Origin of the sequence: Thalassospira sp. (assembly GCF_040218635.1) — a bacterium.
In the GTDB taxonomy this organism is placed as follows: domain Bacteria; phylum Pseudomonadota; class Alphaproteobacteria; order Rhodospirillales; family Thalassospiraceae; genus Thalassospira.
Genome location: NZ_JAVJRB010000002.1, coordinates 82,310 through 105,508 on the forward strand (window position 1 = coordinate 82,310; position 23,199 = coordinate 105,508).

The following is a 23,199-nucleotide window of genomic DNA, read 5'->3' on the forward strand; positions in this document are numbered from 1 at the left end:
GACTTACCGTTTCATCTTGGGATCAAGGGCATCGCGCAGACCATCACCCATCAGGTTGAAGGCAAGCACGGTGACAAGGATGCAAAGGCCGGGGAACGTGATCACCCACCATGCCGAACCCACAAATTCACGGGCTTCGGCCAGCATGGTACCCCATTCCGGCAGCGGCGGTTGCGCGCCAAGGCCAAGGAAGCCAAGGGCAGCAGCGTCAAGGATGGCGCTTGAAATGCCAAGGGTGCCCTGAACAATCAACGGCGCCATGCAATTGGGCAGGATGTTGACGAACATCTGGCGCACGTGGCCGGCACCGGCAATCTGCGATGCGATGACATATTCCTTGTTAAGTTCGGTTACGACCGATGCGCGCGACAAACGCACATAATGCGGCAACTGAACAATCGCGATTGCCAGCATGGCATTTTCAAGTCCCGGGCCGAGGATCGCAACGATTGCCATGGCCATGATCAAGCTTGGCAGGGCCAGCATGGTATCCATCAGGCGCATGATACCGACTTCGATCCAGCCGCGGAAATACCCGGCTGTCAAACCAAGGATAATCCCGGCCATCATCGAAATGATCACGACAAAAACGCCAATCGAAACCGACAGCTGTGCCCCATGGATCAGGCGCGACAAAATATCGCGGCCGACCGCATCGGTACCCAGAATGTAACGCGGGTCAGCACCTTCCATCCAGATCGGTGGTTTGAGAAACGCACTGCGATCCTGCAAAATCGGATCATAGGGGGCGATAAAGGTCGCAAATGCGGCAACGAACAGGATGATCGCAATAACGATCAGCCCGACATAAGCTCCGCGGTTCTTGCGGAAATAGTTCCACGTTTCCATAAACGGGCTCGGTGGCTTAGCCATGGCGTCTTCTGCGGCATTTTGTGGTGCGGTCAACGGCGTGTTTTGACTTGTCATTTCCCACACTCCTTAACGTTTATGCCGGATACGGGGATTGATCACCCCGTACATCAAGTCGACAAACAGGTTTACACCCATCACGACAAAGGCAATCATCAGAATGCCGCCCTGAATGGTCGGGTAATCGCGGCGGTTGAGCGCCTCGACAATCCATTTACCAATTCCCGGCCACGAAAAGATGGTTTCGGTCAGAATGGCACCAGCAAACAAAACACCAACCTGCAGGCCAATGACCGTGATCACCGGAATCAGTGCGTTGCGCAGTGCATGGACCATGATGACGCGCATGGGGGCCAATCCCTTGGCCCGGGCAACGCGAATATATTCTTCGCCCAGAACTTCAAGCATTGAAGATCGGGTCATACGTGCGATCACTGCCATCGGGATGGTGCCCAATGCGATGGTGGGCAGGATCAGGTGACTAATTGCGCTGGTAAATGCGCCTTTTTGATCACTCAGCAACGTATCAATCAACATGAAACCGGTGGTCGGTTCTATATAGTAAAGTACAGATAATCGCCCTGAAACCGGCGTCCAGCCGAGTGTGGTCGAGAAGAACATGATCAACAACAATGCCCACCAGAAGATCGGCATCGAGTAGCCAGTCAGTGACAGGCTCATTGTCAGATGATCTAGCCACTTTCCTCTGTTGATGGCCGCTATGATCCCTAGTGGCAGGCCAATAGCGAGGGCAAACAAGATCGCCATCACGCTCAGTTCAATGGTTGCTGGGAACAGGGTTGCGAATTCTTCGATCACGGGACGTTTGGTGACAAAAGATTTCCCCAAATCACCCTGAAAAACGCCGCCCAGATAGTCGAAATATTGAACCACAAGCGGCTGATCAAAACCGTATTGTTTCTGAAGCTCAGCGTAACGCGCGGGATCGACACTGCGTTCACCAGCCAACATCTGGATCGGATCGCTTGGGATCAGGTGAATCATCAGAAACACCAGAATGGTAACGCCAAAGAAGGTCGGGATGACGTCACCCAAACGGCGTAAAAGGAAACCTAGCATGCCATCGGGCCTTTATTGCATCCACGCACAAACGGGGGTGTGGGTGGGTGTCTCTCTCTGTTTTGCGGAATTGCAAAGAGGCCCGGAAGACCGGGCCTCTTCGACAAGGTTTTAAATCGACTTATTCTTTGATGTCGACGCCGTAGAAGATGTGACCACCAAACGGATCAATCTTGTAGTCGACAACTTCGTTGCGGATCGGTTCGAAAACGATCGAGTGTGCGATGGTTGCCCATGGTGCTTCACGTTTGAAGACAACCTGTGCTTCTTCGTACAGACGGGTACGCTCAAGAACGTCCGCAGTCGTTTTTGCCTGCTGAATCAGGTTATCGAATTCCTCGTTGCACCACTGTGCACGGTTGGAACCGCCAACGGCATCACAGCCAAGCAGAACGGCCAGGAAGTTATCGGGGTCGCCGTTATCACCGGTCCAACCGAGCATGAAGGTACCCTGTTCACCTTTTTTGGTGCGCTCAAGGTATTCGCCCCACTCGTAGGATACGATTTCGGCATTTACACCAATCTTCGCCCAGTCAGCCTGAACCAGTTCAGCCATACGGCGTGCGTTCGGGTTGTAAGGACGCTGAACCGGCATGGCCCAGATATCGGTGGTGAAGCCTTCCGGGAAACCTGCTTCTGCGAGCATGGCTTTGGCGGCTTCCGGATCGTATTTGTCATCAACGGTGTCGTTGTTGTACGACCAGATCGTTGGCGGGATCGGGTTTTTCGCAGCCGAACCGGCACCCTGATAAACACCTTCGATGATGGCGTCTTTGTTGATCGCCATGTTCAGTGCTTTACGGACTTTTGGATTGGTGAACGGTTCTTTCTGGGTGTTATAGCCCAGATAACCAACGTTCAAACCTTCCTGGCTCAGCAGGTTGATGTCTGCATCTGCATCCATTGCGGTCAGATCAGCCGGGTTTGGATATGGCATGACATGGCATTCGCCGGCTTTCAGCTTCTGATAACGAACAGTGCTGTCAGGCGTAATGGCAAAGATCAGGTTGTCGATTGCGGCTTTGCCTTCCCAATATTCCGGGAATGCTTTGTAACGGATAACCGCATCTTTTTGATACTGAACCAACTGGAACGGACCGGTGCCGACCGGGTTAAGGTCAACCGTTTCCGGGGTTCCGGCTTCCATCATCTTGTCAGCATATTCAGCCGACAGAACAGATGCAAAATCCATTGCCATGTTGGCGATGAATGGTGCTTCCGGACGGTTCAGAACGAATTTAACGGTGTAATCGTCAACTTTGACAATGTCTTTGACCAGGTCTGGCATGGACATCGCGTTGAAGTACTCGTACGAGCCGCCTGAAACACCGTGATACGGGTGGTTTTTATCAAACTGACGCATGAAGGTGTAGATCACGTCATCAGCATTGAAATCACGGGTCGGGGTAAAGTCACTGGTGGTGTGGAACTTTACGCCTTCGCGCAGATTGAAAGTATATTCCTGACCATCCGCCGAAACGTCCCAGCTGGTCGCAAGACCCGGAACGATGGTGGTGGTGCCGCGCTTGAACTGTACCAGGCGGTTAAAGACCTGACGCGAAGAAGCGTCAAAGGTGGTGCCTGAGGTATAAAGAGACGGGTTGAACCCTTCCGGGCTACCTTCCGAGCAATATACCATGGTTTTTGCCGAAGCGGCGGTCGGAGCAGCAAGTGCTGTGGCTGCAAGCAGACCTGCACCAATCGCCACCTTGACGAAATTCGCTTTCATTAAATGCCTCCCTCAAGGCTGGTCCGAACAAACCGATGCTGCCTACATGATCTTGAACAGGTCATGTTTGACAACGTCATCTTTGTGCGGACGGGGTTTACCCGATCCAACAGATAAATATGTTGGCAATCGACGAGGGAAAATAATCAGGGTTTCTAGGTATCGTCAACGCTTGCTGCGTGGTTCTACGTAGGTGACCCTGATCGCTTGAATGATGAATTTATGTCAAGTGTTTGTTATTTTTATGAAAATCACACCCACATTTGCGTATAGGAGCTGTGCATTTTTTTCGGGGCTCAGGCCGCGAAAGCGAATATCACGTCTTATTTATGTGCTTTGAAACGATTCATATCCCTTTGAATTTTAATGATTCGTTTGATTCGCGCATGGCTGAGCGCGCCAGATGCTACCCCAGAGTAGAATTAAGCTGCGTGATTTGCCCGATATCCGTGTTCCATGCAGCAACGAACCGATAGATATCCTCACCAAGTGACGGCCATGCATGGAACATCACACCGGCATCGCGCAATTGTCCTGCCAGATCAGAAGTCAGTTTTACAAACAATTCATTGCCGTCAGACGGGTGGGCGAGGGTGGCACCATGCTGGCACAAAACCTCGCCAAGGGCGGTTGCCGCCTGATTGGCATGGCCGGCATTTTTAAGCCACACGTCATTTTCAACATAGGCCAGCAACTGGGTCGCGAGATAGCGGTGTTTGGAATGCAAATGACCGCTGCGTTTACGGGCTTGTTCGATCCGGGATTTCAAACTGGTGTCGAACAGCACAATCGCATCTACCGCCATGGCACCGTTCTTGGTCGCGCCGAAACTGAGGGCATCAACACCTGCTTTCCACGTGATATCTGCCGGGCTGCATCCCAGATGGGCAACGGCATTGGCAAAGCGGGCTCCATCCATGAAAAGGCGCATATCATGGCTTTTGCAAATGCTTCCGATCGCTTTGACTTCAGCTGGACTATAGACCGTGCCAAGTTCGGTTGCCTGCGTGATGGCAACACATTCCGGGGCGACGGAATGGACACCGCGGTCGACCTGACTGGTGATGAAGCTATCAAGGGCGTCGGCTTCAAGCTTGGCCGTCGGGCCATCCATCGGCAGCAATTTTGCCCCGCCGGTAAAGAAGGCAACGCCGGTACTTTCATCTTCGTTGATGTGCGCTTCGTGATGGCAGATCACGCCGCCATAGGGCGATACAAGGGCGGAAAGACTGATGCAATTTGCCGCGGTGCCGGTGGCAACCGGAATAACCGCAACCTTCGTATCAAACAGTTCGGAAAAGGCAGCATCAAGCTTTTGGCTGACATCGTCACTGCCATAGGCAGGCGCATTACTGGCAGCTTCACGGCTTAACGCTTCAAGAACTTCCGGGCAAAAGGGCGATACATTGTCAGAGGCAAAATTCATTATCTATCTCGCAAATAATTTGGTGGCGCACAGCATTTGAACAAAATGCTATCGCGTTTTGGTATGATAAGGGACGTTATCACACGCAATCCTTGATCAAGGCAAAGGGCATTCGCCGGTGATTTCAGGAATTGATGGATTTCGGGATGTCGCGGATCAGGTCAATCGGGCTGTTCCACGCGCAGACAAACCGATAGGCATCCGGCCCGATAGACGCCCAAGGACGAAACACAATGCCGACATCGCGCAGGCTTTGGGCAAGTTCGTCCTTCACATGAATGAAAAGCTCATTGCCTTGTGGCGTAAAGGCGGCCTTTGCACCGATGCTTTCAAGAGCGTGCTGTAACGCGATGGCAGCATGATTTGCGTGCCGCGCATTGCGCAGCCATAGATCATCTTTAAGGTATGCCAGAAGTTGGGCCGCAAGATAACGGTGTTTGGAGAACAGGTGCCCGCCGCGCTTACGGCTTTTTTCGGTATGACGGCGCAATTCGCGATCAAACAGAACAATGGCATCGACCGCCAGCGCGCCGTTTTTGGTCGCCCCAAAACTTAAAACATCAACGCCTGCTTTCCACGTGATGTCGGCAGGATGGCAATCAAGTGTTGCCACCGCATTGGCAAAGCGCGCCCCGTCCATGAACAGGCGCATACCATGCTTTTGGCAGGTTTTGCCAATGGCTTGTAGTTCATCAACGTTATAGACGGTACCAAATTCGGTGGTTTGTGTAATCGCAACGCATTCCGGGTCAACCGAATGCATGCCATTGGGGTTATGTGTGCGAAGAAAGGCATCCAGAGTATCGGCCTCAATCTTCGCAGATGGCCCATCAATACCAAGAAGCTTGGCACCCCCGCCATAAAACGCCACACCGGTGGATTCCGTCATATTGATATGGGCGCGATGGTGGCAAACGACCCCGCCAAAGGGCGATACCAACCCGGACAGCCCGATCAGATTGGCTGCCGTTCCGGTGGCGACCGGAACAACGCAAACATCGGTACCAAACAGTTCGGAAAAGGCAGCATCAAGCTGTTGGCTTTTGTCATCCGCGCCATAGGGAAGGGCCGCATTATCACTTTCGGCCGCAATGGCGTTCAGGATTTCCGGACAGATTGGCGTAACATTGTCGGATGAAAAATTCATCGGGGCCTCATTATCGCTGTGGGGCATTTGGGGCGGCTGTATTGGCATCGTGTTTGAAGTAGTGTCGTGACGGATGCCATTGAAGAGTGTTGCGATTTAACTCTTTTGGCAAGAGACGCTATTTGGATGTCGCAACAAAAACACCGTCCCAATCGGCGGGCGGTGGCGTTTGTTTAAAGATGTCGATACGGCCAAGATACATATCATAAAGGCCCGCCAACGCCCCGACACCGCGCGATGCTTCACGGCATCGCGCAATCAGATCAATGGCCGCGTCCCAGTTCTTTTGGCGATAGGCCGCAAGCATTTCTTTGTGCAGGATCTGGCAGTTCTGGAATGCGTCGGAACCATAAAGTGCGCCGTCGCCCAGCAGGGCATAGATGTGTACAGCTTCGCTTTTGCCTTTTACTGCAATCAGATCAAGCTCAAGAATGGCGAAATCACCCTCAACCCGCTTGGCGACCTCTTCGCCCAGAACGATATCGACACCATAATTCTTTGACTGGCCTTCCAGTCGGGCAGCAAGATTGACAGCATCGCCAAGGACGGAATAATCAAACCGTTGGTCTGATCCCATATTGCCGACAAGACAATCGCCGCAATTAATCCCAACCCCGACATTCAGCGGCAGGAACGGCGCGTCATCCTGTTTGGCTTCGGCCAACCGTTCTGTATTGAGCACATCAAGTGCGTTTCGCATGGCAAGCGCACTGTCGCAGGCATGATGGGCGTGGTTTTCAACATCAAGTGGTGCATTCCAGAATGCCATGATGCAGTCACCCATATATTTATCAATCGTGCCTTCACGATTAAGGATGCAGTCGCTGAGCGGTGTCAGAAGGCGGTTGATCAGACGCGTCAGACCTTGCGGATTGGATTTGAACCCTTCGGAGATGGAGGTGAAACCCCGCACGTCACAAAACATCAACGTCATGTCACGGGTTTCCCCACCCAGCTTAAGCCGTTCGGGGTGGCGGGACAGTTCATTGACCAAGGCCGGCGACAGATAGTTGCCAAACGCAGTACGGACCTGACGGCGTTCGCCTTCGGTGCGCATAAAACCAATGGAACTGGTGGCAAGGTAAACCGCAAGCAAGCTGATCAGCGGATAAACCGGGTCAATCAGAAGGAGCCTTGTTTCATAGGCCCACCATGAAAAGCCGAATGCCCCGAACGCAAGTGTGCCACCAATCAATGCCGGCCAGACCGCACCCAAGCGGGGAACGCTCATGACAAAGAACAGTCCAAGCAACAGCAAAACAAGCAACTCGGTTTCCGCTGCCCAATAGGGTCGGGTCAGGAAATGCTCCAGCAACATTTGTTCAAGCATTTCGGCATGGATTTCAACGCCGGGAAGGACAGGGTCAAGTGGTGTGGATCGTAGATCAAGCAATCCTGCGGCACTGGTGCCAATCAAAACAACGGTATCGCGTAAACTACCCTGCGGAAGGTTGCCATTCATCACGTCCGCAGCCGAGATATAGCGTGCCTTCTGATGGCCAGTGAAATGCACCCACATATTTCCGGCGTGATCGGTTGGGATGGTTATTTTCCCGACCCGGATGGCCTCGATACCTTCGGACTGGGTCCAGCGTTTGCTGCCACTGGCGCCGGACATCCGGACATTCATTGTATGGGGTGCATCCTGAAGAACGCGCAGCATTTCCAACGACAATGTTGGATAAACAGGCATACCAATGACTGGCAGGGGGTGATCCAGTGCCGCAAGCAACGGGACACGTCGCACAATCCCGTCCTGTTCCGGTGAAACATTGACCAGCGCATTGCCACTTGCGGCATTCTCGATAACCTCAAGATTTTTGGCCGCACCGGGCAAAACCGCAATGAAATCGGAAAGCTTACGACCTGCCTCGCCAGACACGCTGAAATTACCGACCTGACGGGGCGGGCTATCAACGTTTTTGTTGGTCAGCTGAACCGCGGTAACGACCTGTCCGGTGCCGCGAATGAATTGGGCGAACAGCTTGTCATGGTCTGGCAGTGTTTCGGCAAGTTTGGTGATTTCATCGATTTCGCGGCCCTTGGGCCAGTCTTGGACAACCCGGGTGGGGGATGTGCGATCAGGTTCGGCAAAAACCACATCAAACCCGACAACCAGCGCCCCGGACGATCGCAACCGATAAACAAGGCCTGCCAATCTGGTGCGCGGCCATGGCCATTGCCCCATTTCTTCAAGGCTGCGCTCATCAATATCAATAATCCGCACCCCGACGTCTTCAAAAGGGCGCGGCGAAACGCGCTGATAGGTATCAAAGACGTTCAGACGCAACTGATCAACAAACGGCACATCCTGCCAGCGCATGAAAATGCAGCTCAGCAGGATGATCAGCGGAACCAGATAATGTAACGAAGTCAGCAAACGTTGTTTGGTCAGACGCATAAGGGTTCTACTTTGTTCTGCCAACCAAACTTCAATTAGTTAAGTGTTGCCGATCCCGAAGCACCTGCGGTCACTGCATCTGTCTTTAGATCGAAATCAACATTGAAGGCATCAGTGAAGGTTGCTGACGCTTCGCATCCGCCATTTGTACAATTCGTATCTGGCGTAAAATCGGTACCAGAAAACGTAACCTTCCCAGACGACCCAGAAAAATCGACCGTGTTGGTTTTCATGTCGCCTTGTGCAACCGAAGTCAGAAAAGCCCCACCATCCTCAATGTTCTGGAATGTGATGGACATCTGTCTACTGGTGAAATTGACAGAAGAAACGAAGTTGTAGGAGAGCGAACCGCTGCTGACGGCTATCGAGCCGCTCGTATACGTTCCGGTTGTCACCTGACGCATGGCGTCATATGTGAAATCTGAGTTAGTATCGGTTGAACTATTCGCACTTTCTACATTGTTCACGATTGATGTCGTTTCATCGAGGTTCGATGCGGTGGATGTCGTGCCGACCTGCGCCAATGCAACGTCAAGGCTTCCGACCATCGTCGAGCCTGTCTGCGTATTAGCCTGTTGGGTTTGATCTGATGTCAGGGATGGCTGTTGGGGGGCGGCGGTTGTGGTTTGGCCCGAACTGCTCCCCCCGGTTTCATCGGCAGGACGTGACGCGGTGCGCACCAGATTGGTCGAGAAATCAAATGTCGCAACACCCTGTGGGAAGCGGGCCGGTTCGGTTACGACGGTACCGCTGACAAAAACGCCAAAGTTTTCACCGGTGATGTTTTCGCTGTTGCCGTTCTGATCGGTCACAGCAAAAGCGCCGGCGCGCGATGTTGTGTCATTCCGCGCAAGGCCGGGGCCTTGGTTGACCGCCATGAAGACCTGTTGATTGGCACTTTCCGGTGTGGATGTATCAAAGGATCCGGGCATGATCTGATTGGCTTCTTCGGCAGAAACTGAACGGATCAATCCGATGGTGCCACGAATGCCAATCGATCCGACGGGAAGGTTGATGTCCATGCTCGAAGGATTGTTCAGCGGGATTTTGCCGGTAACAAAGCGCATTACACCGCGTGCCATGTCGGCAACGATGCGGCCATCGCCGGTTGCCGGATCATAAACGAACTCGTCAATCGCAATGTCGCTGTTCGGCCCGATGGTAAAGACCGTCTCGTCAAGCAACAGGATTTGCATGCCCGAACGGGATGTCGTCGTAATGCGATCACCAAGATAAACCGGCATCCCGCTTTCAACGAGGACACCAATTTCACCGGTTGCTTTGGCCATGGTGACATCGCCGGTCACAGCGGCGGAAACGCCGGCCATTTCAAGGCTGGCAATTTCAACGGCGTCTTGCGCTTTTGCCGGTTGTGCATGCATTAAGCTTAGCGCCAAGGGGCTGCAAAGCATGATCACACGAATCATGGGTGCCAATTTTTGGTACGAGCGGGTGGTCGCTACGTCGTTTTGCATCACTAGAACTCCCATCGCCGGGTCAGGTAAAATTGTGCCCGGGCATTGTGATATTCGTAGTTGGGAATGTTCGATTTAGTATTCAGATATTCGCCTGTGATCGACCAGTTTATCGGTGCGAGCAGGTCATATATCTGATTTGCCGTGTTGCTATCCCCAAACAAGTCCGATGGCATTATTTGCGAAAGTGGCGCGCCATAGGTCAATCTTGTCCGTGTGCTGCGATCCGTTCGATGTTGCGGCGAATTGCCGGTCACCAGAAAATCAGGATCGTCATATCGGTCAATGCCATGGCGGATACTTCCGCTTAAGTAACTTCCCCCACCAAACAGATAAGCATGGATCAACTCGCCGCTCAAGCTGTCATAGCTGTAATAATTGCGTGCAGCCTGTTTTTTACCCGCAGAAAGATTAAATGTGGTGCGGTTGTTGGGGGTCCATGTGTAATTCGTCCCTAGTCGACTGCCGTAGCGTTGACCGGAGTGCAAACGTAAGGCGCTGGATTCGCTGGTATTCTGATAGCGTTCATCAGCATAGCTGACTTCACCGTTCAGGTTAAAGAACGGGCGCGGGTTCCAGTCCATACGCAAGCGGCTTGAACGTGATGTCAGATACTTTTCCTTGCTCAGCGATTGTACGGTTTGGTTGACCGACGGGGTCAACATCCAGTAACCGCCGCGAATGCGGCTTCCGACATCGACCGAAAATGACCCAAGATCAAGGGAATCTAACTGGACCTGATCACTGGCGTAACCGGTCGCGCTGGCGAATATTTCATGGCCTTCCTGATATCCAAGGTCATAGCTGACGTCATAACGAAGGGCACCGATATATGCGATGTCGTTGCGCGGCTTATCTGCACTTGATGTGATGGTCGTAAGCGTGCCGGTGACAAGTTGTTCCTTATCATTCGGTGCGGCATTTCGGTTGCTGTCAATCTGGGAACCCATGGTCAGGGTAACCGATTGATGCAAACGTTTACGACGGCGTTCGATCGCACTGATGTATTTATCAATATCGGCCGCGACGTCCGGGGAAACATCCATCTGACGCAATTGATCGAACTGTGCACGGGCTTCATCAAGGCTATCAAGGCGATAGAGAACAATCGCGTAATAAAGCCTGACCGGGGCGAGATCAGGATCCAAGACCAGAATGCGTTCAAGGGTCGCCGATGCGCCGCGCACTTCACCGCGCGATAGCTGCGCCTTTGCCCAGCGGAAATTCAAAACAATGTCATCAGGGTTGGTCAGGATATTGGCATAGGTGATGTCGCCGCCATCATCGGTTTGAAGCAACCTGTTGGCACGTTCGGTGACGTCCGTCAGACGGTCAAAATCTTCGGAAAATTGGCGTGCTTCATCTGTGCGGACATCCACACTTTGTTGTGCCTTGGCACTGGAAATCCCCATAACCAGTACCGCAAGTACGGCTGTTATTACCGTACTGTGCCGCCATCTGCCTGTTTTCAAGCTTTCCCCCAAGCGTTCCAGATTAATACGGTTTTTTGAACCGGTCTGGCGCATCTGGTCGGGGGTAAAACCAGACCAGATTTGCCCATAATCTGTTTTAATCATTGTAAACACAGAGTATGGGGTCTGGTGGTTTGATGGAAGCCATGCAGTTGATGGGTGTCATCGGCTTTAAATGGATAGGTTATCTATGCTTACGCATAGAAAGATGCCTTAATTCAAAGGCACTTTCTATCCATTAGGTTGTTCTTCCTATACGGCTGTACCGCCGACGGTCAATCCGTCAATCCGCAAGGTCGGTTGCCCAACGCCAACCGGAACGCCTTGGCCGTCCTTGCCACATGTGCCGATCCCGTTATCAAGAGCCATATCATTACCCACCATGGAAACCTTGGTCAGGCTGTCGGGACCATTGCCAATCAGGGTCGCACCCTTGACCGGTGCGCCAAGTTTGCCGTTTTCGATCAAATAGGCTTCGGATGCGGAAAATACAAACTTGCCAGACGTAATGTCGACCTGCCCACCGCCAAAATTAACGGCATAAATACCGTTTTTGACCGAGGCGAGGATTTCTTCAGGTTCCTTGTCGCCACCCAGCATATAGGTATTAGTCATGCGGGGCATCGGGGCATGGGCATAAGATTGACGGCGACCATTACCGGTTGATTTAACACCGGTCAGGCGGGCATTCAGGCGATCCTGCATAAAGCCCTTCAGAATACCGTCTTCGATCAGGACCGTTTGCTGGGTCGGGGTGCCTTCATCATCAATCGAAAGCGACCCGCGACGATCATTGATCGTACCGTCATCGACAACCGTAACGCCCGGTGAAGCAATGCGCTGGCCAAGAAGGCCGGCAAAGGCCGACGTTCCCTTGCGGTTAAAGTCACCTTCAAGACCGTGGCCGATGGCTTCATGCAGCAAAATACCCGGCCAGCCCGGACCAAGTACGACGGTCATTTCACCGGCCGGTGCGGCAACGGAATCCAGATTTACAATTGCCTGGCGAAGGGATTCATCAACGGCAGTCTTCCAGGTTTTTTCATCAAAGAACCCGTCATAGCCAATCCGGCCACCCTCGCCATGTGATCCGGTTTCCATGCGATCGCCCTGTTTGACCACGACCGAAACATTGAACCGCACAAGCGGGCGAATATCGCCGATCCGCTGTCCGCCCGAACGCCAGATCTGGACTGCCTGCCAGTTCCCTGAAATCGATGCAGATACCTGAACCACACGCGGATCGCGGGATCGGGCATAGGCATCAATCTGTGCCAAAAGATCGACCTTGGCTTCAAAGGTGGCTTCACCCAGCGGGTTGATATCGGAATAAAGCGAAATATTGGTGCCAACCGATCCAAGGTCGACCTTGCCAGATCGACCTGATCCAACGGCCTTGACGGTTTCGGCTGCACGGGCAACCGCATCGTTGGAGAGTTCATTGGAATGCGAAAAGGCGGTGGCTTCATCGGCAACCGCGCGCAGGCCAAAGCCCTGCGCGGTATCAAAATTCGCACTGCGCAGGCGGCCATCATCCCAAACAAGGCTTTCGGACTGGCGGTATTCCAGGAAAAGTTCCCCGTCTTCTGCCGCGCCAAGCGCGTCATTGACCTGTGTTTCAAGCCGTTCGCGATCAAGATCACCTTTGGCGAAAAACAGATTGTCGGTGGTGCGAAGATCGGTCATGGAACCTCCTTGGGGGCCAGGATTATTCGGCCAGAGAAAATGATTTTCCCCGTTTGATAAAAGCACTTGTGACAGTATTTTCCCTTACGCTTTCTGGGGTTTCTGTCACCTTGAACTTTCGTCTATACAGGTACTGTCAGGAACAAGGCAAAACCTGCCCCTGAACGTTTTATATAGACCGCAATGGCCAATTATGAAAGCCCGTGCCAATGTTTGTTGAACATCCCCAGCGTGTGGCACTCCACAATGAAATTCATGCCCGCCCGTTTGGCGGGGTCACAAGCCCTGCACGCTGCTCCTGCATTGCCTTTCAGGCAGGCGAAGAATTTGACGAAGACGTGCGTGACCATTTCGTCGCTTTCTGCAACCGATACAGTTTGACCCCGCCTGCAGCAGATCAAAAATACTTTGAGGCGGCTTGTGACGGGTTCTCGGTGATCTGGGAACGTCATGCGGAATTCACGGTCTATGTCTTTAAACGCATGGAGCCGTTTGACAATCCGTTCGAAGACCCGGTGATTAATCTGGTGCCGCAGGACTGGCTGTCGGAAACCCCCGGTCAGTTGATGGTAGGCCTCCATATCGTGGTCGAAACAGCCGAGCGAAGTGCAGATGAAATTTCACGCCTGTTTGATCATAACGGCTTGACGGGCAGCCGGGTTTTGGGCGGAACCGCACAGGTCTGGACCGATTTTCGTCTGCATGGCGATGGGTTTGGCCGCATTCTGATCAAGGATCAGGGCATGGAGCAGCTTCAGGCTGGTCGCCTTGTTCAGCGGCTCAAGGAAATTGAAGTTTACCGGATGATGGCCTTGCTGGCCTTCCCGCTGGCCCATTGCGCGACGCCAAAGGTTTCCGAAATTGATACGCGTCTGTCGGACATTACCGCCGAAATGGCCAGCAAGATACAAACCAATGACGAAGAAACCCTGTCAAAACTGACCGATCTTGCCGCCCAGACCGAAGAAATGGCCGCATCCCTGAACTATCGGTTCAGTGCGGCACGGGCCTATTACCGGATCGTGCAGGCCCGGCTGACCGAGCTTCGCGAAGAACGCGTCGAAGGCGTTCAGACCATCACCGAATTCATGGAACGCCGCTTGGCACCCGCCATGCGAACCTGTCAGAATATCGGGGATCGATTGGAAGTTCTGTCAAAACGTGTTGCACGGGCGAATAACCTGCTCCGCACGCGGGTTGATATCCTGCTTGAAGCACAGAACCGCGATCTGCTTGCCAGTATGGATCGCCGGGTCAAATTGCAACTTCGCCTGCAACAAACCGTCGAAGGATTGTCGGTTGCTGCCATTACGTATTATGCGGTCGGTTTGCTGGGCTATCTATTCAAGGCGGTGAAGGATGCCGGTGTCCCGATCAATGATCGGGTGGCAACCGGGATTGCGGTGCCGGTTGTTCTTACCACGATCTGGCTTGCCATGCGCCGGGTCCGCAAGGCACTGCACCGCGCAGACGATTAGAATTTGCCAATTGGCGCACGGTTGCGTGCCTACGCCACCGTGCGCAATTTATATGCGGCGTAGGTCATTGTACCCACAAGCACAACCGCCCCGGCCTGATGGGCAACACCTAGCGGCAACCAGATCACGCTGAGCAATGTGGAAATTCCAAGGGCGACCTGAAGACAGGCGGCTGCCAAAACCAGATGCGTGGCAAACCTTTGATCGGCGCTTAGGGACCATTTTCCGGCCCGCCACCAATAGACCAAGACCATGACAAAGGTCAGTTTCGCCAACCAGCGATGATCCCATTGGACGGTCATGTGATCTTCAAACGGGGCCAGCCAGGTCGGGTCAAAGACAAAAAGCCCATCGGGGATCAGTTGACCATCCATCAAGGGGAAGGTGTTAAAGGCATAACCGGCATCAAGCCCGGCAACGAAACCGCCTGAAAGCGCGGTAAAGACGATCAGGCCAAGCAATTGCCAACTGCGTTTCGACGCAATTGTTCCGATTGCACGCGGTGCGCTCTGTTGCAGGCCAACCCACATCAGCGCGATGAAAATCACAAGTGCCAGACCAAAATGTGCGGTCAGGCGATATTGGCTGACATCGGGGCGATCGACCAGTCCGCTCATCACCATGTACCAGCCCATCAATCCCTGAAGCCCGCCCAGAATGAACAGCCCCCAAAGTTTCCACTTGGTCGCACGATCAATTGATTTTTTGGCGAGAAACCAGACAAACGGAATAAAGAACACAATCCCGATCAAGCGCCCCCAAAGACGATGAATAAATTCCAGCCAGAAGATGGATTTGAAATCATCAACCGACATCCAGGCATTGACCTTCTGGAATTCGGGATACTGGCTGTATTTCTGATAAAGGGCGCTCCAGTCTGCCTCGCTCATTGGCGGGATAATGCCGGTAAATGGCCGCCATTCAACAATCGAAAGCCCCGATTCTGTCAAACGGGTCAATCCGCCAATCACCACCATGATGAAGACCATCGCAGCACAGGAAAATAGCCAGATCGCGACATTTTTGTGGGCAGCGGGGGAAATAGTGGGGTGGTCTGAGGCGGCAGGGGCGGCACTGCTGGGCATCTGGGAGCTCTCTCATCGTTCGGATCGGCAGCATTATTGATGCTGAAATTTGGCCCAATATAGGGCGATTTTTCAAAAAGTGCAGGAAAAGCTTTACGTCATGAGCAGGTTGGATGGATCACTTGCCGCTTCATTTAATAAACACATAAAAAATGTGATATGTATATAAAACACATAAAAAATGTATTGAATATTTTAATTTCCACACTCATAGTCATGGACAACAGAGAGAAACCCGCATTAGAGGATCGACGATGTTTCCCATCAATCTGGACCTGACGCGACTATCAGTCGCTTTGGTCGGCAACGGTCAGGCCACCCTGAACCGGTTGCGACAGTTTGACGGTGATGGGGCAAAGTACGTCACCGTCTATTCAGAACACCCGATGCCCGAACTGGTTGACCAAGCCGGTGATCGTCTGCACCGGTATTTGCCAAATTCCGCAGATGTCAACGCGGCATCCATCATGTTTATTGTCGACCTTGACGAAGACAAGGCTGCCGAACTTGCCGCCATCGCCAAGGCGGTTGGCACCATCGCCAATGTCGAAGATATCAAGGCGTATTGTGATTTTTTCTCGCCAGCCCGCGTTCAGCGCGGTGATTTAATGATCACGGTTTCGACCAACGGTCACAGTCCAAGACTGGCTGGTCGTATTCGCCGTGCGCTTGAAAACTGGCTTGTCCCGACATGGGATAAACGCCTGCGCGAGCTTTCTGATCAGCGCGAAAAATGGAAAGCCGGCGGTGCGGATATGCCAACATTGCTGAAAAAAACCGACGAATATATTGATCGTCGTGGATGGTTGCCATGAATGTAATGCGTGAAGAAGATATCGTTACCGGCGGCTCCATGTCCGTTGAAGAAGCAACAGATCGCGCCGCCGATTTGATGAGCCGCTATGGCCATCTCCAGGGTGTGTCGTTGATCGAACCCATGGTGCATGAAGAATTCAACGGCAAGATCACTATGACCTCATCCTTCGGAACAGAGGCAGCAGCGCTGCTTGCACTGGTCGCCGAGGTCGATGCCAATCTGCCGATCATTTTTCTTGATACCCGCAAGCTGTTTGGTGAAACCCACAAATACCGCGAAACGCTGGTCGACCAGCTTGGCTTGACCAATATCAAGATCATGCGCCCGGACGAGGAAAAGCTCAAAGCGGATGACCCCAACGGGATGCTGTTTGCTTCTGATGTTGCGAAATGCTGCTATTTGCGCAAGGTCGAACCGCTCCAGCGTGCGCTTACGGGCTATGATGCATGGCTGACCGGGCGCAAACGTTTCCATGGTGGGGAGCGTGATGCGCTTCCGGCAATTGAAACAGCAGGTACGCGGATCAAGATAAACCCGCTGGCTGGGTACGCGCGCGGCGATATCGACGATATTTTCGAACACCGCGCCTTACCACGCCATCCGCTGGAGGCCGAAGGTTTCCTGTCGATTGGCTGCATGCCCTGCACCGACCGGGTTGATCCCAATTCCACGGACGTCCGGGCTGGCCGCTGGGCCGGGCAGGACAAAACCGAATGTGGTATTCACTATATTATCTAAGCGCAGTGCGGCTTTACCGAAAAACCCGGCCAGTTGGCCGGGTTTTTTGTCTTAAATCGTGATGCCCTGAAGTTTGCGAAATAGCGTTACCGCATATCGGTCGGTCATGCCTGAAATGTAATCCATGACCCGCATCAGGCGGCTGTAAAGGTCGGGCGCATCTGAAATCTTGCCCGACAGAAGCTTGTCGATCCGGTCTGCCTGTGGCGGCAGGCGCCGACCGTGATTGATATGTTCGTCAATATCGATTGCCGCACGGACAAAGCTGTTCAGAAGGCCATTAATCACCTCGAACCCGGCCATCTCGATCGGCAGGACATGGGGGGCGTTGTAAATCTTTTGAACGGCCAGTTTCTTACATGCCTTGGCATGCAGGCCAAGCGGGGTGTTGGCAAGCAGATCACCTTCGATGGTGCCAGCTAAAAGCGCGTCTTCATTATCAATGAACGCATCAACCGCCGCCTTGACCAGATTGCCGATTGCCTTGCCGCGCAGGAACCCGATCCGGTCATTTTCGGATTTTTCTGCGTACCAGCGCTCGGCGCGTAAATCGTTCCAGCGTTGATCGGCATCACCGTCATATTTATCAGGGTTGCGGGCAATCGGGGCCAGCGCGCGTTCGACTTCTTCAAACGTCACACAGCCCAGTTCCCAACCATCTTCAAGATCGACCACGGAATAGCAAATATCGTCAGCAGCCTCGACCAGATAGACCAGCGGATGACGACGCCATGCGCCGTCAAACCCGTCAAGCGGTGACAGGCCACAGGCCTTTGCAATCGCATAGGCAATATCGCGTTCGGCCTGATAATAGCCGGGCTTTTTAAGGCCGGTATATGCGCCGCGTTTGTTATCGGGAACCGACGTGCTGCGCGGATATTTAATGAAGCTTCCAAGTGTGCCGTAAGTCAGGTTCAACCCACCGTCAAAGCGCTTCATTTCAAGCTGGCTTATGATCCGCAATCCTTGGGCATTGCCTTCAAAATGGCGCAGGTCTTCAAGCTCCGGCCCCGAAAGGCGCGATGTCAGCTCGTCTTTGGCAAGCTTCGATGTCGTGAACCATTCATTGATCGCATCTTCGCCGGAATGACCAAAGGGCGGGTTGCCAATATCATGGGCAAGGCAGGCCGCCTGAACCATATAGCCGATATCGGCAATTGTGGTTTCAGACCCCTTTGGCAGGTTCTTGACGATATGCGCCCCGGCCATCAGGCCAAGCGACTGCCCGACCGATCCGACTTCAATCGTGTGAGTCAGGCGGGTATGGACATGATCATTTTCCGATAGCGGATGAACCTGGGTTTTGTTTTGCAAACGCCGGAATGAAGATGAAAAAATTACCCGGTCCACATCAATCTGAAACGGGCTTCTGCCATCTGGCGTTGGAGAGGGCGCACCTTCGGGCAGGCGGATCTTGCCGTCCTGAAATTCAAGCCGATGAGATGAAAGAAGGTCTTCCCAGCGCATTTTATCGCCAGGCGCTTGCGACGCCAATGTCATGGCGGTGCGACTCCCTGTCCGTGTCGTGTGTTTTATCTATCGATGACTTTAACGACCCAAGGAGTCCGGTGCAATCGGACAAAACAGCATTCCGCCGATTGCACCGCAAAATTCGGTTAATTTTGTAGGGCTTAGCCAAAGAACCAACTGCGCGGCGCGTCAATCGGGCGTCCGTTAAGGGCGCGCAACAAGCCAATCACATTTCGCCCGATGAACCAGGCCGTAATGTAAAGGCCCATCAGGCCGACAACGGCCCAGCCCAAAAGCGGAATCCAGCCGATTACGAAGGTGAACAGGCCAAGGATCATCGCGTAAAAGATACTTATCCAGAATGTCCGGATGATGAAAATATAGTGGCTGTTGGTCCAGTGATTGTCGTCTTCGCGCGCGATATAGGCAACAATCAGCGCAATCAAACCGGTGGCGAAGGCCGTGAACAGGGTCGCGATCATAAGCCCGTAGCAAACAAGGGCGGTATTGCCGCCGCGCTCATCGGCATGGCGCGGTGCATTGTCAAAAGACGCGTCCTGACCGTGAATATGGTCGTTCATATGAATAGTCCTGTCAAAGTTATCGCAATCCCCATCGCGTCTTGCCAATCATATAGCGAGAAAGTTTAAAAATGCTATCTCTGGTTGGTGACGTTGGCGTTCTGGTTGCATCTTCACGCCGGATCACATGAAATTTACGGCATATTTGCTTGGTTTTGCCTCGACTCTTGAAAATATCGCCCTACATTTGGCGCCATATCGTCAATGGACCGAAAATAAGGATTTCCGCATGTCGGATTATGATTTTGATTTATTCGTGATTGGTGCCGGGTCTGGTGGTGTACGTGCAGCCCGCGTTGCATCGGGATACGGCGCAAAGGTCGCCATCGCCGAAGAAAGTCAGGTTGGTGGCACCTGCGTTATCCGCGGCTGTGTCCCGAAAAAGCTTCTGGTGTACGGCGCACATTTTGCCGAGGATTTTGAAGATGCATCTTCCTATGGCTGGACCCTTCCGGGCGAACCAAGCTTTAGCTGGAAGACCCTGATTGCCAACAAAGATGCCGAGATTGACCGCCTGAACGGCATATATAAAAAGCTTCTGGCCGGATCGAATGTCGAGCTGTTTGAACATCGCGCAACGTTTAAAAATGCCCATACCGTCATCGTTGGCGACCGCGAAATTACCGCAGAACGTATTCTGATCGCGGTTGGTGGTCATCCGACCAAGCCTGATATCACCGGATCTGAACATGCCATCACCTCGAACGAGGCATTTTATCTTGAAGAACTGCCAAAACGTATCGTCGTCGTTGGCGGTGGCTACATCGCGGTTGAATTTGCAGGCATCTTTGCCGGTTTGGGGTCACAGGTCACCCAGCTTTATCGCAGCGAACAAATCCTGCGCGGCTTTGATAACGATATCCGCAACCATCTGGCCGAGGAAATCGTTAAAAAGGGCATTGATCTGCGCCTGAACACCAATGTTACCGCGATTGAAAAGAACGCGGATGGCACCTTGAAACTCACCCTGACCGATGGTTCGATCATGGAAGTCGATCAGGTGATGTTTGCCACCGGCCGTGCGCCCAATACCGATGGGCTTGGTCTTGAAAATGCCGGGGTCGAGGCCGACAAACGCGGTGCGGTTAAAATAAATCAGGGGCTTCAGACCACGGCTGAAAACATCTATGCGGTGGGGGATGTAACCGACCGAGTGCAACTGACCCCGGTTGCGATCAAGGAAGGCATGTCATTTGCTGACACCATCTATGGCGGCAAACCCTGGCATATGACCTATCAGGCAATCCCGACGGCTGTGTTCAGCCAGCCACCTGTTGGCACGGTTGGCCTGTCCGAAGAAGAAGCCCGTGAAAAATGCGGCGAAGTCGAAATCTATAAATCGACCTTCAAACCGATGCGCCACACCCTTTCGGGTCGCGATGAAAAAACGCTGATGAAGCTGATCGTTGATAAAACCACGGACGTGGTCCTTGGTGCCCACATGGTCGGTCCGGATGCCGCCGAAATCATTCAGGGCATTGGTATTGCAGTCCGCATGGGTGCAACCAAAGCCCAGTTCGATCAGACGGTTGCAGTGCATCCGTCCGCAGCCGAAGAATTCGTGACCATGCGGTTCCCGGTTGGCGACTAATCCGTCGGGCTAAGGCGAAATTAAAAAGGCGGAACCAGTTTGGTTCCGCCTTTTTTGTGGTGTTCGTCGTGTCCGGTTTTACCCGCCGGCAATGCCCGGGAAGATGATCAAAAGGGCGACTGCCAAAATCTGCAAGCAGATGAAGGGCAGCAACGCCTTGAAGATATCGCCCAGTGATATGTCCGGCGGTGCCACCGATTTTAAATAGAAGGCCGCAGGCCCGAATGGCGGGGACAGGAAGCTTACCTGCATGTTCATGGCAAACAGCACCCCGAACCAGACCGGGTCATAACCAAGGTCTTTTACGATCGGGACAAAGATCGGCATGGTCAGAAGGGCAATGCCGACCCAGTCAAGGAACATGCCAAGGATAAACAGGATCAGCATCATGAACAGAATGATGGTGGTTGGGTCGTCCGAAATGCCCGTGATCAGGGCCGAAACAAACTTGATCCCGCCCATCAGGTTGAACACGCCGACAAGGGCGGATGCCCCAATCCCGATCCAGACAATCATGCCACAGGTCGAAAGTGTTTGAAGGGCGGCACTTTTAAGCATCGCGAGCGAAAATTCACGCCGCACAATGGTCGATGCGATAACCCCGGCAACACCAACAGCCGATGCCTCGGTCACGGATGCTATGCCGCCATAGATCGAGCCAAGAACACAGAACACGACCAGCATCGGCAAGAACAGGCCTTTAAGCAGACGCAGTTTTTCTTCGCGCGGGATATGTTCGGTTCGGGGCGGTGGGGCAATGTTTTTGCCGGTGTAAGAACGGAACAGGATGTAGGCGACATAAAAGCCCGCCAGCATAAAGCCCGGAAGGAAGGCCGAGGTGAACAGATCGCCAATCGATACGTTTGCCGTCAGACCATAAATGATCAGGACAATCGATGGCGGGACCATGGTGCCAAGCGACCCACCGGCACAAACCACCCCGATGGCCAAATTTTTGTCATACCCCTGACGCAGCATCTGGGGCAGGGCAAGCATGCCAAGCAAGACGATTTCGCCGCCGATAATGCCGCTCATGGCAGCAAGGATGACAGCAACAAAGATCGTCTGAACCGCAACCCCGCCCTTAAGACGCCCGCCAAACAGGCGCATGGCATCAAACAGATCGCGGGCAATTCCCGATCGATCAAGGATGGCCGCCATCATGACGAACATCGGGACGGAAACAAAAACAAAGGACGAAACGAATGAAAATACCCGGCTGGTGATCAATGGCACCGCCATCGGGCCAAACCAGCCAAGGGTGAATATAAGGGCGATCAGAAGCGTTACGAACGCAAGCGGCATGCCCGTTAGAAGAAAACCAAGCAGCAGGACGAACATGGCAAGTGTGCCGTATTCAATGCCTAGGGACTGTAATTCAAACATTTAATCTATCCTGTCGCGCCGATCAGACGGGTGACCGTGCAATGACTGATGGGGGTATCAACTTGAAACGGGTGTCATTCTTTCCCGGTCGCGGGCATGACAGGCGCTTTGCGGGCATAATTGATGGCCTGGACTAGAAACTGAACCACCAACAGGATCAGGATCACCAGCAGAAACAGCTTCAGGATGCCCGGATAGGGTGCGTTAAACGCACTGCCTGTGGTTTCAAAGTGAATGTCACCGGTCGGCGTGAATGTTGCGCGTTTGACCATAAGCCATGCCGCCCAGGCAAAGAAACCCGATGCAGTCATGCAGACAATCGAAATGCCGACATCAAGGGCCTTGCGCATTTTCGGCCCGACAATGTCGTAGAAAATGACAACCCGGATATGCTTGTCACGCGCGGCACAATAAAGCCCGCCAAACACAAAGCCGATGGCAGACAGGAAGGTCGTGGTTTCATGGACCCAAAGGGTGGGACTGTTGAAAACATGACGCATGAAAATTTCAAAAATCAGAATGCCCATGGCAAATATAAAGCCAAAGGCAAAAACCGGACTGACCTTATCCGCTAAACGGCCGATCAGGCCGGAAACTTCCGGAACCTGTTCGGGAAGTGCATCAGCTATGATGCTTGCGGGAAGATCTTTATGTGTCGGGTCTACAGGGCTGACAGCCATATTCAGCATTCCTTGCGATGCGGGGAATACAATCCGGCAACAGGGAGGACCTCGTCATCCGGTATCGTCTCTTATACAGGATGCGGC

General features: G+C 53.0%; 18 protein-coding genes. 4 read left to right on the forward strand and 14 right to left on the reverse strand.

Annotation, left to right across the window (positions count from 1 at the left end):
* Positions 1 to 3: 3 nt before the first annotated feature.
* The 9 genes from RIC05_RS01025 to tldD form a co-directional block, all read right to left on the reverse strand.
* Entirely contained in the window at positions 4 to 927 is a 924-nt protein-coding gene (locus RIC05_RS01025) for an ABC transporter permease subunit (RefSeq protein ID WP_350047946.1), read from the reverse strand.
* Between the two features lie 12 nt (positions 928 to 939).
* Positions 940 to 1,950 (reverse strand): ABC transporter permease subunit, encoded by a 1,011-nt coding sequence (locus RIC05_RS01030; protein ID WP_350047948.1) that lies wholly within the window; start codon positions 1,948 to 1,950, stop codon positions 940 to 942.
* 121 nt (positions 1,951 to 2,071) lie between these two features.
* Positions 2,072 to 3,679, reverse strand: coding sequence for an ABC transporter substrate-binding protein (locus RIC05_RS01035; RefSeq protein ID WP_350042459.1), 1,608 nt, complete (start codon positions 3,677 to 3,679; stop codon positions 2,072 to 2,074).
* 406 nt (positions 3,680 to 4,085) lie between these two features.
* Entirely contained in the window at positions 4,086 to 5,105 is a 1,020-nt protein-coding gene (locus RIC05_RS01040) for a threonine aldolase family protein (RefSeq protein WP_350047949.1), read from the reverse strand.
* Positions 5,106 to 5,229: 124 nt separating this feature from the next.
* A complete protein-coding gene (locus RIC05_RS01045) occupies positions 5,230 to 6,252 on the reverse strand; it encodes a threonine aldolase family protein (RefSeq protein WP_350047951.1) in 1,023 nt (340 codons plus the stop codon).
* 118 nt (positions 6,253 to 6,370) lie between these two features.
* Entirely contained in the window at positions 6,371 to 8,653 is a 2,283-nt protein-coding gene (locus tag RIC05_RS01050; RefSeq protein WP_350047953.1) for a CHASE2 domain-containing protein, read from the reverse strand.
* Between the two features lie 35 nt (positions 8,654 to 8,688).
* Positions 8,689 to 10,128, reverse strand: a complete 1,440-nt coding sequence (locus RIC05_RS01055) for a FecR family protein (protein ID WP_350047955.1) — start codon at positions 10,126 to 10,128, stop codon at positions 8,689 to 8,691.
* Between the two features lie 2 nt (positions 10,129 to 10,130).
* Positions 10,131 to 11,600: a tetratricopeptide repeat protein gene (locus RIC05_RS01060; RefSeq protein ID WP_350047957.1), complete on the reverse strand. Its 1,470-nt coding sequence runs from the start codon at positions 11,598 to 11,600 to the stop codon at positions 10,131 to 10,133.
* 252 nt (positions 11,601 to 11,852) lie between these two features.
* Positions 11,853 to 13,286, reverse strand: coding sequence for a metalloprotease TldD (tldD, locus tag RIC05_RS01065; protein WP_350042465.1), 1,434 nt, complete (start codon positions 13,284 to 13,286; stop codon positions 11,853 to 11,855).
* Positions 13,287 to 13,495: 209 nt separating this feature from the next.
* Between tldD and RIC05_RS01070 the strand changes: the two genes are divergently transcribed.
* Positions 13,496 to 14,764 carry a DUF3422 family protein gene (locus RIC05_RS01070; protein WP_350047959.1) on the forward strand — a complete coding sequence of 423 codons (1,269 nt, stop codon included), beginning with the start codon at positions 13,496 to 13,498 and terminating at the stop codon, positions 14,762 to 14,764.
* 29 nt (positions 14,765 to 14,793) lie between these two features.
* On the opposite strand, the gene RIC05_RS01075 is transcribed toward RIC05_RS01070, so the two are convergent.
* Positions 14,794 to 15,849, reverse strand: coding sequence for a COX15/CtaA family protein (locus tag RIC05_RS01075; RefSeq protein ID WP_350047961.1), 1,056 nt, complete (start codon positions 15,847 to 15,849; stop codon positions 14,794 to 14,796).
* Between the two features lie 254 nt (positions 15,850 to 16,103).
* On the opposite strand from RIC05_RS01075, the gene RIC05_RS01080 reads away from it, so the two are divergent.
* Together RIC05_RS01080 and RIC05_RS01085 are read left to right on the forward strand one after the other, a co-directional pair.
* Entirely contained in the window at positions 16,104 to 16,664 is a 561-nt protein-coding gene (locus RIC05_RS01080; protein ID WP_350047963.1) for a precorrin-2 dehydrogenase/sirohydrochlorin ferrochelatase family protein, read from the forward strand.
* A complete protein-coding gene (locus tag RIC05_RS01085) occupies positions 16,661 to 17,404 on the forward strand; it encodes a phosphoadenylyl-sulfate reductase (protein WP_350042469.1) in 744 nt (247 codons plus the stop codon). The genes RIC05_RS01080 and RIC05_RS01085 overlap by 4 nt, the downstream gene beginning before the upstream one ends.
* 51 nt (positions 17,405 to 17,455) lie before the next feature.
* Here the strand turns inward: RIC05_RS01085 and RIC05_RS01090 are convergent, their stop codons facing one another.
* Positions 17,456 to 18,904 (reverse strand): deoxyguanosinetriphosphate triphosphohydrolase, encoded by a 1,449-nt coding sequence (locus RIC05_RS01090; RefSeq protein ID WP_350047965.1) that lies wholly within the window; start codon positions 18,902 to 18,904, stop codon positions 17,456 to 17,458.
* 131 nt (positions 18,905 to 19,035) lie between these two features.
* The gene (locus tag RIC05_RS01095) at positions 19,036 to 19,455 is read right to left on the reverse strand and encodes a DUF4870 family protein (protein ID WP_350042471.1); all 420 of its coding nucleotides are present in this window, start codon (positions 19,453 to 19,455) and stop codon (positions 19,036 to 19,038) included.
* Positions 19,456 to 19,684: 229 nt separating this feature from the next.
* Between RIC05_RS01095 and gor the strand changes: the two genes are divergently transcribed.
* Positions 19,685 to 21,046, forward strand: coding sequence for a glutathione-disulfide reductase (gene gor / locus RIC05_RS01100; RefSeq protein ID WP_350047967.1), 1,362 nt, complete (start codon positions 19,685 to 19,687; stop codon positions 21,044 to 21,046).
* A 78-nt stretch (positions 21,047 to 21,124) separates the two neighbouring features.
* On the opposite strand, the gene RIC05_RS01105 is transcribed toward gor, so the two are convergent.
* Together RIC05_RS01105 and RIC05_RS01110 are read right to left on the reverse strand one after the other, a co-directional pair.
* Positions 21,125 to 22,432, reverse strand: a complete 1,308-nt coding sequence (locus RIC05_RS01105) for a TRAP transporter large permease (RefSeq protein ID WP_350047969.1) — start codon at positions 22,430 to 22,432, stop codon at positions 21,125 to 21,127.
* A 74-nt stretch (positions 22,433 to 22,506) separates the two neighbouring features.
* The gene (locus tag RIC05_RS01110; protein WP_350047971.1) at positions 22,507 to 23,112 is read right to left on the reverse strand and encodes a TRAP transporter small permease subunit; all 606 of its coding nucleotides are present in this window, start codon (positions 23,110 to 23,112) and stop codon (positions 22,507 to 22,509) included.
* Positions 23,113 to 23,199: the final 87 nt, after the last annotated feature.

What these genes read in the sequence shown, in the direction of transcription:
- RIC05_RS01025 (WP_350047946.1), bottom strand. Translation starts at nt 927, where the DNA reads ATGACAAGTCAAAACACGCCGTTGACCGCACCACAAAATGCCGCAGAA.
- RIC05_RS01030 (WP_350047948.1), bottom strand. Translation starts at nt 1,950, where the DNA reads ATGCTAGGTTTCCTTTTACGCCGTTTGGGTGACGTCATCCCGACCTTC.
- RIC05_RS01035 (WP_350042459.1), bottom strand. Translation starts at nt 3,679, where the DNA reads ATGAAAGCGAATTTCGTCAAGGTGGCGATTGGTGCAGGTCTGCTTGCA.
- RIC05_RS01040 (WP_350047949.1), bottom strand. Translation starts at nt 5,105, where the DNA reads ATGAATTTTGCCTCTGACAATGTATCGCCCTTTTGCCCGGAAGTTCTT.
- RIC05_RS01045 (WP_350047951.1), bottom strand. Translation starts at nt 6,252, where the DNA reads ATGAATTTTTCATCCGACAATGTTACGCCAATCTGTCCGGAAATCCTG.
- RIC05_RS01050 (WP_350047953.1), bottom strand. Translation starts at nt 8,653, where the DNA reads ATGCGTCTGACCAAACAACGTTTGCTGACTTCGTTACATTATCTGGTT.
- RIC05_RS01055 (WP_350047955.1), bottom strand. Translation starts at nt 10,128, where the DNA reads ATGCAAAACGACGTAGCGACCACCCGCTCGTACCAAAAATTGGCACCC.
- tldD (WP_350042465.1), bottom strand. Translation starts at nt 13,286, where the DNA reads ATGACCGATCTTCGCACCACCGACAATCTGTTTTTCGCCAAAGGTGAT.
- RIC05_RS01070 (WP_350047959.1), top strand. Translation starts at nt 13,496, where the DNA reads ATGTTTGTTGAACATCCCCAGCGTGTGGCACTCCACAATGAAATTCAT.
- RIC05_RS01075 (WP_350047961.1), bottom strand. Translation starts at nt 15,849, where the DNA reads ATGCCCAGCAGTGCCGCCCCTGCCGCCTCAGACCACCCCACTATTTCC.
- RIC05_RS01080 (WP_350047963.1), top strand. Translation starts at nt 16,104, where the DNA reads ATGTTTCCCATCAATCTGGACCTGACGCGACTATCAGTCGCTTTGGTC.
- RIC05_RS01085 (WP_350042469.1), top strand. Translation starts at nt 16,661, where the DNA reads ATGAATGTAATGCGTGAAGAAGATATCGTTACCGGCGGCTCCATGTCC.
- RIC05_RS01090 (WP_350047965.1), bottom strand. Translation starts at nt 18,904, where the DNA reads ATGACATTGGCGTCGCAAGCGCCTGGCGATAAAATGCGCTGGGAAGAC.
- RIC05_RS01095 (WP_350042471.1), bottom strand. Translation starts at nt 19,455, where the DNA reads ATGAACGACCATATTCACGGTCAGGACGCGTCTTTTGACAATGCACCG.
- gor (WP_350047967.1), top strand. Translation starts at nt 19,685, where the DNA reads ATGTCGGATTATGATTTTGATTTATTCGTGATTGGTGCCGGGTCTGGT.
- RIC05_RS01105 (WP_350047969.1), bottom strand. Translation starts at nt 22,432, where the DNA reads ATGTTTGAATTACAGTCCCTAGGCATTGAATACGGCACACTTGCCATG.
- RIC05_RS01110 (WP_350047971.1), bottom strand. Translation starts at nt 23,112, where the DNA reads ATGGCTGTCAGCCCTGTAGACCCGACACATAAAGATCTTCCCGCAAGC.